9 protein-coding genes and 1 tRNA gene are annotated in these 9,515 nt (G+C 64.0%); 3 read left to right on the top strand and 7 right to left on the bottom strand.

Annotation, left to right across the window (positions count from 1 at the left end; all coding sequences use genetic code 11):
• Positions 1-7: 7 nt before the first annotated feature.
• Complete coding sequence (locus F6B93_RS18590) at positions 8-148, bottom strand: hypothetical protein (RefSeq protein ID WP_211699675.1); 141 nt, start codon at positions 146-148, stop codon at positions 8-10.
• Positions 149-347: 199 nt separating this feature from the next.
• Here F6B93_RS18590 and F6B93_RS18585 point away from each other — a divergent pair, with 199 nt between their 5' ends.
• Positions 348-1,535, top strand: a complete 1,188-nt coding sequence (locus F6B93_RS18585) for an IS481 family transposase (protein ID WP_211696398.1) — start codon at positions 348-350, stop codon at positions 1,533-1,535.
• 53 nt (positions 1,536-1,588) lie between these two features.
• Here the strand turns inward: F6B93_RS18585 and F6B93_RS18580 are convergent.
• From F6B93_RS18580 to F6B93_RS18555, 6 genes are all read right to left on the bottom strand, one after another.
• Positions 1,589-1,661 (bottom strand) — tRNA-Arg (locus F6B93_RS18580).
• Between the two features lie 51 nt (positions 1,662-1,712).
• Positions 1,713-2,531 carry an LLM class F420-dependent oxidoreductase gene (locus F6B93_RS18575; RefSeq protein ID WP_211696397.1) on the bottom strand — a complete coding sequence of 273 codons (819 nt, stop codon included), beginning with the start codon at positions 2,529-2,531 and terminating at the stop codon, positions 1,713-1,715.
• A gap of 16 nt (positions 2,532-2,547) precedes the next feature.
• Positions 2,548-3,690: a poly-gamma-glutamate hydrolase family protein gene (locus F6B93_RS18570; protein ID WP_211696396.1), complete on the bottom strand. Its 1,143-nt coding sequence runs from the start codon at positions 3,688-3,690 to the stop codon at positions 2,548-2,550.
• A gap of 170 nt (positions 3,691-3,860) precedes the next feature.
• Complete coding sequence (locus tag F6B93_RS18565; protein ID WP_246541160.1) at positions 3,861-5,117, bottom strand: Nramp family divalent metal transporter; 1,257 nt, start codon at positions 5,115-5,117, stop codon at positions 3,861-3,863.
• A 114-nt stretch (positions 5,118-5,231) separates the two neighbouring features.
• Positions 5,232-6,308 carry an NAD(P)H-dependent amine dehydrogenase family protein gene (locus tag F6B93_RS18560; protein WP_211696394.1) on the bottom strand — a complete coding sequence of 359 codons (1,077 nt, stop codon included), beginning with the start codon at positions 6,306-6,308 and terminating at the stop codon, positions 5,232-5,234.
• Between the two features lie 24 nt (positions 6,309-6,332).
• Complete coding sequence (locus F6B93_RS18555) at positions 6,333-7,124, bottom strand: SDR family oxidoreductase (RefSeq protein WP_211699595.1); 792 nt, start codon at positions 7,122-7,124, stop codon at positions 6,333-6,335.
• 287 nt (positions 7,125-7,411) lie between these two features.
• Here F6B93_RS18555 and pstS point away from each other — a divergent pair, with 287 nt between their 5' ends.
• Both pstS and pstC read left to right on the top strand, forming a co-directional pair.
• Positions 7,412-8,521, top strand: a complete 1,110-nt coding sequence (gene pstS / locus F6B93_RS18550; protein ID WP_211696393.1) for a phosphate ABC transporter substrate-binding protein PstS — start codon at positions 7,412-7,414, stop codon at positions 8,519-8,521.
• Positions 8,522-8,533: 12 nt separating this feature from the next.
• Positions 8,534-9,508, top strand: coding sequence for a phosphate ABC transporter permease subunit PstC (gene pstC, locus F6B93_RS18545; RefSeq protein ID WP_211696392.1), 975 nt, complete (start codon positions 8,534-8,536; stop codon positions 9,506-9,508).
• Positions 9,509-9,515 lie beyond the last annotated feature (7 nt).

Here is a 9,515-nt window from a genome sequence, read left to right as displayed (position 1 = left end):
GCCGGGCTCAGTGGTGGCGCCATTCAGGTACGCGCATTGAACAACGCGACAACCCCACTTTTCCGGCGACCTGCGCGATCGACAACCCGTCACTGATCATCGCTAACACGGCCTGATACCGCTGCTCAGCCACGCTCAACTCCCTCATCTGGGGAGTGTCAAGGATCACCCGAAGCAACTGTCAAGCATCAGCCGAAACACTGTCAGGCATCACCCGAAGACAAAATGTCAACCATCAGCCGAGGCCATACGCACCACAACGCGCCCCCGGCAGTGTCTGGTTTCACGACATAGTTGGCAGCTGTCTCGCGACATAGTTGACACCTCGTTGTTTCGGGAGGTCAGCCATGTCCAAGGCGCAGCTCGTCATCACCGCCGTCGTGTTGGAAGGGCGCAGCAAAAGCGACGTCGCCCGCGACTACGAGGTCTCGCGCTACTGGGTCCAGCAACTGGTCAAGCGCTATGAATCCGAAGGCGCGGCCGCGTTCGAACCACGCTCGCGCCGGCCCCACCACAATCCCCGCGCGGTCGGCGGCCAACTCGAAGACAAAATCGTGCGGCTGCGCAAAACCTTGGATAGACAGGGCTACGACGCTGGCGCTGCCACCATCGCCGAACACCTCGCCCGCGACCCCGCAGTTCCCCACGTCCCCGCGGTATCCACGATCTGGCGAATCCTGACCCGACGCGGATTCGTCGTCGCGCAGCCGCAGAAACGACCCCGCTCATCGTGGAAACGCTTCTGCGCCGAACAACCCAACCAGTTGTGGCAGGCCGACGTCACCCACTGGCACCTCGCCGACCACACCGAAGTCGAGATACTCAACATCATCGACGACCACTCCCGGCTTGCCATCTCCAGCCACGCCCGACCCGTAACCCGCGGACCCGACGTCGTCGATGACTTCGTCGCCGCATTCAGCCAATGGGACACGCCGGCAACCATTCTCACCGACAACGGTGCCATCTTCACCGCCAAACAACGCGGCAACGGACGCACCGCCCTAGAAATCACCCTGGGTCAACTCGGCATCAAATACAGCCGCTCACGCCCCTACCATCCCCAGACCTGCGGCAAGGTCGAGCGCTTCCACCAAACCCTCAAGAAACACCTCCACGCCCTACCACCAGCAGCGACACCCACCGAGCTGCAACACCAGATCGACGCCTTCCTGGACTACTACAACACCGTCCGCCCCCATCGGGCGCTACGCCGCCGCACCCCCATACAGGCGTTCCACGGCCGGCCCAAGGCCTTCCCCACCGGTCACCAGATCCCACCGCACTACCGCGTCCGCCGAGACACAATCGACGCCGCCGGCGTCATCACCCTCCGCCACAACAGCCGCCTACACCACATCGGCCTATCCAAACACCTCCGCGGAACCACAGTCACCGTCCTCATCGACGACCTCGACATCCGCGTGCTCAACCACAACACCGGCCAACTCATCCGCAAACTCACCCTCGACCCCACCCGCGACTACCAACCACGCGGCGTAAAAAGCGGAAACAGCCCCACAAACCGGGTCTAGATGCCAACAATGTCTCGGGACACCTGTCAACGATGTCCCGAGACACCACAACGCGCCCCCGGCAGGATTCGAACCTGCGACACCGGCTTTAGGAGAGCCGTGCTCTATCCCCTGAGCTACGGGGGCGGATGGGCCGAGCCTACCGGGAGTGCCCTGTTGGCTGCCGGTGGTGGCCGGTCACCGCAGTAGCGCGATCGCCGATGCGAAGTTCTCAATGTGATTGTCCTGCACGGTGAAGGACGTCACTCCGTATCTGTCACGGTATGCGGCCAGCGTATCTGCCATGTCGTGCGGGGTCCCGGTGAGCACCGATGGCATGGCGAGAATTTCTTCATCGGACAGCGTGGGCGCATATCTGCGGGTCATCGACAGGTCGGGGAGTCTTGAGCCCTCGGCTGGCACCGCGGTGATTGCCAGGTTCAGCTCGAGGTCGCCGAACCGATCGCCGGCGGCGTTTCGGACAAACTCGACGCGCTCGGCCAACGGGTCATCGACCTCGGCGACGTTGGCGCCCGTCAGTCCGACGATGTCGGCATGCCGGGCGGCCAAGCGCATCACCCGATTGCCGCTTCCGGCGATCAGCATCGGCACTGTCGGGTGTTGCTTCTTCAGATAGGTCGCCATGTGTCCGAGATAGTCGACGCGGGCGCCAGCGCTGGGATAGGGCAGTTCGGCGGCCTCGAATTCTTCGCGGACGTAGCCGGTGCCGAGGCCGATTTCGAGACGGCCGCCGCTGAGCAGGTTGAGTGCCTCCAGGTCGCGACTCAACAAGGCCGGCTTGTAGAACGCCGCATTGAGCACGTACATGCTGAGGCGCACTTCGCTGGTGGCAAGGGCCGCAGTAGTCAACGTGGGAATCGGTGCTGCGGCACCCAAGTGGTCGGGTACACAGACGATGTCATATCCGAGATCCTCCGCCCGCCGTGCCTTCGCCTGCAGTGTTGCAAGGGATTTGATGAAGCGAACATTGAGCCCGAAGCGGAAATCCTTGGCCACGCCAACCTCCGTTTCACTAACGCTGCGACGGCGGCCAACAACGCGCCGCGTCAGCTAGGCCCTGCACCAGGGCGGCGGCGACCGGGGACACACCGGCGGCTCCTGGGGGTGCCGGATTTGTCCGGCTCTTCCTCGGGCCGTCTCGGCCCGCATCATCGCCGAACAGGCTCCGTGGACTCAGCCCCCGCACTCGTACCGACAATTCCAGCTGGGTACCGCCGTCACGCACCCGATTGACCGGGTTGCCAGGATGTAGGCCGCGCAGTTCGGCCGGGATCGCCGCGAGATCCGTCACGACCTGATAGCCGGGCAGGTGGATGTGGTGAGCCAGATGGGCAGCCAGCGTCCGATTGCGCCCGCCCGCCAGCAGTTGCGCGCCACGCCCGATGCGGCCATAACCGTGCAGCGAGACAGCGACGTCGACATGGTCGAGGAATTCGGCCAGCGTCGTCGATTCCGCCGGGTCGAACTGGGATGACGGCAGGTGGTGAGGGTAGTGCTCGGGATGTCGCAGCAGGTATACCGACGCATCGGCCGCCTCCGCGGCGCATTCGGCGATCACGTCGGTCATCTGCTCCAGGCCGCCGCCGTGGATAGCGAGGAAACCGAAGCGGGACCGCAGCCGGCTGATCTCCCTCACCCCGGGCTCACTCAACAACGCTGAAAGCGACTGTGGCGCAACGCCGGACCCTGACGATGGGGAGGGCGATGACGGCGGGTTCGGCCAGCGTGCCGGATCCCATCGGTGCAGAAAGTCGATCCAGCTTTGTGGCAGTCCGTGGTGGACTGCGCCCTCAATGATGCGCGGCAGATAGCCAGGTCGGGGTGGTCCCGGGGTCACCCGGTGGTCGATGTACACCCAGGCCGCCGACGATCCATCGTTGGTGTGCACGGTCAGCTGATCGCGCCGATACCGCACCGGCACACCCTCGGCGCTGTCGAGGGCAGTTAGGCCCCGATCAGATATCTGCCACAACACGCCATGCACGTCATTTCCCGGGAAGGGTTCGACGGTGGCTACGCCCCGTTGATTGATCAGCCAATCGTGATCGCTGAGCACCGCCGGACGCGGATCACCGGCGTCGGGACAGCGCGCCGCCATCTGCCGGACAGACAGGTTCGACCCGTATGCGAAGTAGGGGTGTCGGCGGTCCGGCATTCAGCGCGTCACTGTCAGATAGCTAGGCATACGACTGTGGTGCGGAATTCTGCAAGGTAACTCTCCCCGGCGAGCCTGCGCGACGATGCTCCCATCCTGCCGCACGTGCGGACGGCGCGCTACGTTGTGCCTGCTGGCGAAGCCTTTTGCTGGCTTGTTGCGGTCCTCGGCTAGGCGACCACCGTCAGGTAGACGAGGACGACGTTGAGCACGGTGATCAGCATCCCGACCCCCCAGCCGATCACCGTGGTGGCCGAATGGTTGATATCGCTACCCATCACCTCGCGGTTGCTGGTCAGTTTCACCAAGGGCAGGACCGCAAACGGAATGCCGAACGACAACACCACCTGCGAGAGCACCAGCACGCGGGTGGGATCGAGTTCCAGCAGCAGAATCGCCACGGCAGGGCACAGCGTGATGAGACGACGCACCACCATGGGAACCGACCAGTTCAGCAATCCCTGCATGATCATGGCGCCGGCATAGGCCCCGACGGATGTGGACGCCAAGCCCGACGCGAGCAACCCGATCGCGAAGAGGACAGCGATCGTCGCTCCCAAGGTGTCGTAAACCGCGGTGTAGGCACCGTCGATCGATGCGGTGTCTCCGTGGCCACGCATATTGAGCGCAGCGACCAGCAACATCGCCGCGTTTACCCCACCGGCAATCACCATGGCCAAGCCGACGTCCCAGCGGGTGATGCGCAGCAGCCGCTGCCGAACGGGCCCGGGAGCGGGATGTCCGTGCCGGTCACGCGCCAAACCTGAATGCAGGTACACGGCGTGCGGCATCACGGTGGCGCCCAGGATCGCGGCGGCCAGCAGCACGCTCTCGGTTCCCTGGAAGCGGGGTACCAAACCGGAAAAGACGGCATTGGGCGGAGGCGTCACGACGAAGAAACTGGCGGTGAAGCCGATCGCGATCACGAGCAGCAACCCGGTGATGACGCGCTCGAACAAGCGTTGCCCGCGCCGATCCTGGACCATCAGCAGCAGCATGGAGATGACCCCGGTGATGATTCCACCGATCGGCAGGGGCAGGTTGAACAAGATCCGCAACGCGATGGCTCCGCCGACTACCTCGGCCACATCGGTGGCCATCGCCACGATCTCGGCCTGTACCCAGAAGGCCAGCCGAGCCCGGCGTGTCATGCGGGTGCCGATGGTCTCCGGAAGTGAGTGTCCGGTCACCAGCCCGAGCTTCGCCGACAGGTATTGCACCAGGCTGGCCATCACGTTGGCGGCCACGATGACCCAGAGCAACAGGTAACCGAACTGAGCGCCGGAGCTGACATTGGCGGCTACGTTCCCGGGGTCAACGTAGGCGATCGCGGCGACGAAGGCAGGTCCGAGCAGGTACCAGTTCGTCCTGAGCGAGGTCTTGGTGTCCTGCGCCAACTCACCGACTTTCGATCCGGACCGCCGAATAAGAAAGTGAGGTTAATCGAAACCCGATGACCCGGGCCAACCGCCCGACGCAATCTCGGGCGGGGACGGCCTTACCGGGCGTCGCGGGCGGCGTCGGCTGCGAGAAATGAACGCTCAAGCAGGGGTGTAGAGCCCTCGGCCGGTGACCAGTGGCAAGTCAAGGGTCGTCCGGATGCCCGGATCGGCGGCCACGACCGCGGGGATCGCGTTGACGATCCGCATTGCGGTCGCGACGAGTCCGGCGTGGTTGTGGTCACCGTGGCGGCTGCTCAGGGCGATGTCCACAGCGTAGGAAGGCTCGCCGGTGATTTCGACGCGGTACGAACCGCCGGATTGCGCCGGTTGCGGCCAACTGGGACAGAGGTCCTCGCGGAGGCGGGTTACATGCTCGAGCACCACCGCCGGGGCGCCGTCGACCATCCCGAGGACCTCGAATCGCAGCGCGGCGGCGGTGCCTTGGGGAATATGGCCGCACGCAATATCGAAGGCTTCCGGCGCCGGCTCCCGAACATACATCTCGGTCACCTCGTCCAGCGAAATATCAAGGCCCGCAGCAAGTTGCCGGACTACCGATCCCCACGCCAAGCTGAGCACACCGGACTGCAGCAGCATCGGGATCTCGTCCATCGGCTTGCCGAACCCCATAACATCGAACATGACGACTGCGCTGTCATAGGTGGCGTAGTCGACGATCTCCATGCAGCGCACTTGCTCGATGGTCCGGCAGGTGCCGGCCAATGCCATCGGCAGCAGGTCGTTGGCGAAGCCCGGATCAATGCCGCTGACGTACAGACTTGACTTGCCGTCGCGCGCAGCGTCCTCGAGGGGTTTGATGAGTTCGGCCGGGATCACCTGCCACGGATATTGCAGAAAGACCGGGCCGCTACCGACGATATTGACCCCGGCCGCCAGGACGCGACGATAGTCGTCGAGGGCTTCGGTAAGTCGGTTGTCGGCCATCGCGTTGTACACGGCGCATCGCGGCCCGGTGGCCAGCACGGCGTCGAGGTCGGTACTCGCCTTTACCCCCGTTGGCTCGACCACTCCCGCGAGCTCCGCCGCGTCCTTTCCGGCCTTGGCGTCCGAGGACACCCACACACCGGTCAGTTCGAACTCGGGGTTGCTGATGAGCGCTCTCAGTGAGTGGACCCCGACGTTGCCGGTGCCCAGTTGGACGACGGGTATGGCCATGACGTGCTCCCTAGTGGTCGCGGTTCACAGGTCGGGGATCGGTAGGTCGAGATTGGGGACCGTGAGGCCGCCGTCGACTTCCAATGTCTTGCCGGTCAGGAAGCTGCCCGCCGGGGAGGCCAAATATACTGCGGCAGAAGCGATGTCAACCGGATCGCCGAGACGGCGCAGCGGTGTCGCCTGCTCCATCGGTGCGCGCAGTTCGTCGTTGGAGGCGACCACGTCCAGCGCGGAGGTGACAATCGATCCCGGCGCGATGGCATTGACCCTGACTCGCGGGCACAGGTCCAGCGCGGCCAGCCGGGTGTAGTGAGCCAGTGCGGCCTTGGCGGTGCCGTAGGCGGCGAAGCCGCGTGCGGCCAGCCGGCCCATCGTCGAACTGATGTTGATCACGCTGCCGGCGCCCGAGTGTTCGAGCATCAGCGGCACCGCAGCGATGGTCAACGCGTGGGCGGTGCCGACATTGAACGTGAATGCGTCGTTGAGGTCCTTGGTTGAGGTTGTCAGCAGCGTGTTCGGCATGGTGCCGCCGACGTTGTTCACGACGATGTCTAGTTTCCCGAACGCCTCGACTGCTCGGCCGGCAAGCCGTGCGGTCACCTCGGGATCTGCGAGATCGGCGGCGACGGTCTCTGCTCGACGGCCGCTGCCGCGGACCTGCTCGGCGACGGCGTCAAGTTCGGGCTGGGTGCGCGAAGCGATGACGACGTCGGCGCCTGCTTCGGCGAACGCCACAGCGATGGCAGCTCCCAGGCCGCGCCCGGCGCCCGTTATGACAGCGACCTGGTCGTCGAGACGGAACCTGTCGAGGATCAATGCGCGGCCTCGTTTCGGTTTCGGCCGAAACGGCGCGATCGAAGCCATCTCGGGTGGGCGGCACTTCTGTAACAGGTTCTAGTTTGTCACAAGGGCGGGAAAATGTAACGACCGTCGGTCGCCAACCGAGTGCAGCCATCGCGTTCAGGGACAGCTGCCGCAGAGTTTGTCGAGTGTTAAACGTTGTTAATGTAGCCTCATGGCTGCGACGGGAACGGCTAGTTGGCGGACCGCGGCCTACAGGTGGCGGGCGAATAGGTTTCATCTTTACCCAGTGAGGAACTGAATTGAAGCTCAACCGATTTGGCGCCGTACTGAGCGTCTTGGCTACTGGCGCGCTGGTGTTGTCGGCATGCGGCAGCGACAACGCGTCGGGCGGAAGTGGTGCGGCAAACACGTCGGGGATCGAGGTGAATTGCGGCGGGAAGAAGACGATCAAGGCCAGTGGATCGACGGCCCAGGCCAATGCGATGACTCGATTCGTCAACGCGTTCGAGCAGGCCTGCCCGGGTCAGACGCTGAACTACACGCCCAATGGCTCGGGTGCTGGTATTAGCGAATTCAACGGCAATCAAACCGATTTCGGCGGCTCTGACGTGCCGCTGAGCAAGGACGAAGCGGCGGCCGCGCGCAAGCGCTGCGGTTCGCAGGCATGGAATCTGCCGGTGGTCTTCGGCCCCATTGCGGTGACCTACAACATCAGCACTGTGAACTCGTTGAATCTCGACGGCCCCACGCTGGCCAAGATCTTCCGCGGTGCCATCACCAAGTGGAACGATCCGGCCATCCAGGCCCTCAACCGCGGGTTCACGCTGCCCGGTGAGGTGATTCACGTGGTGTTCCGCAGCGACGAATCGGGGACCACGGACAACTTCCAGCGCTACCTCGAGGCCGCCTCCGACGGCGCGTGGGGCAAAGGCGCCGGAAAATCGTTCAAAGGGGGCGTCGGTGAGGGCGCGAAGGGCAACGATGGCACGTCAGCGGCCGTCCGGAGCACTCAGGGGTCGATTACCTACAACGAGTGGTCATTTGCCCAGGCGCAGCGGCTGACCGTAGCCAACATCATCACGTCGGCCGGTCCGGACCCGGTGTCAATCAGCGTTGACTCGGTCGGCCAGACGATTTCCGGGGCAAAGATCGCCGGAGAGGGCAACAACTTGGTGCTCGACACCAACTCGTTCTATCTGCCGACACGCGCCGGCTCCTATCCCATCGTGCTAGCGACCTACGAAATCGTCTGCTCGAAGTATCCCGATTCGGAGGTTGGTACCGCCGTGAGGGCCTTCCTGCAAAGCACCATCGGTGCCGGTCAAAGTGGTCTTGAGGACAACGGATACATCCCGATTCCGGACGAATTCAAGTCGAGATTGGCGACAGCGGTCAACGCGATCGCCTGATCAGGGTTCGATATGGTCAGACGTTCGCTGGCCAAGCCTGTGCTAACGACGGTCGGCGCCCATGCTTCGCGCCGGGGGGACCGTCTGTTCAAGATGTTCGCTTCCGCTGCCGGCATGACGATCGTGATCGCCATCGTGCTGATCGCGCTATTCCTGCTGGTTCGTGCGGTCCCGGCGTTGCTCGCCAACAACGTGAACTTCTTCACCAGCGCCGAGTTCGATACCTCCGACGACGAGAAGCTAGCGTTCGGTATCCGCGACCTGTTCATGGTCACGGTCCTGAGTTCGATGTTTGCCCTGGCGTTGGCCGTGCCGGTCGCAGTCGGGATCGCAGTCTTCCTCACCCAATACGCACCGAAGAGGTTGTCGCGTCCCTTCGGGGCGATGGTCGACCTATTGGCCGCGGTGCCGTCGATCATCTTCGGACTATGGGGCATCTTCGTGCTCGCGCCGCAGCTCGAGCCGCTCGCGCGGTTCCTCAATCGCAACCTCGGCTGGCTGTTCTTGTTCGCGCGGGGCAACGTCTCGTTGGCCGGCGGAGGCACGATCTTTACCGCGGGTGTCGTGCTCTCGGTCATGATCTTGCCGATCGTCACATCGGTATCGCGAGAAGTGTTCCGCCAGACCCCGCGTATCCAGATCGAAGCAGCGCAGGCGCTGGGTGCGACGAAGTGGGAAGTGATCCGGATGACCGTGTTGCCGTTCGGTCGCAGCGGGGTCATCGCGGCATCGATGCTGGGTTTGGGCCGGGCTCTGGGCGAAACCGTCGCGGTGCTGATCATCTTGCGCGCGGCCGCCAAACCGGGCAGCTGGTCGCTGTTCGACGGCGGTTACACGTTTGCTTCCAAGATCGCTTCCGCGGCGTCCGAATTCAGTGAGCCATTACCGACGGGTGCCTACATCTCGGCGGGATTTGCCCTGTTCATCTTGACGTTCTTGGTCAACGTCGCCGCTCGCGCGGTCGCCGGGGGCAGAGTCAACGGATGAGCGACCG

The sequence above is a fragment of the Mycobacterium spongiae genome (genome assembly GCF_018278905.1).
GTDB classification, from domain to species: Bacteria; Actinomycetota; Actinomycetes; order Mycobacteriales; family Mycobacteriaceae; genus Mycobacterium; species Mycobacterium spongiae.
Note: the sequence above shows the minus strand (reverse complement) of the source record. Positions and strands in the feature narration are given on the sequence as shown.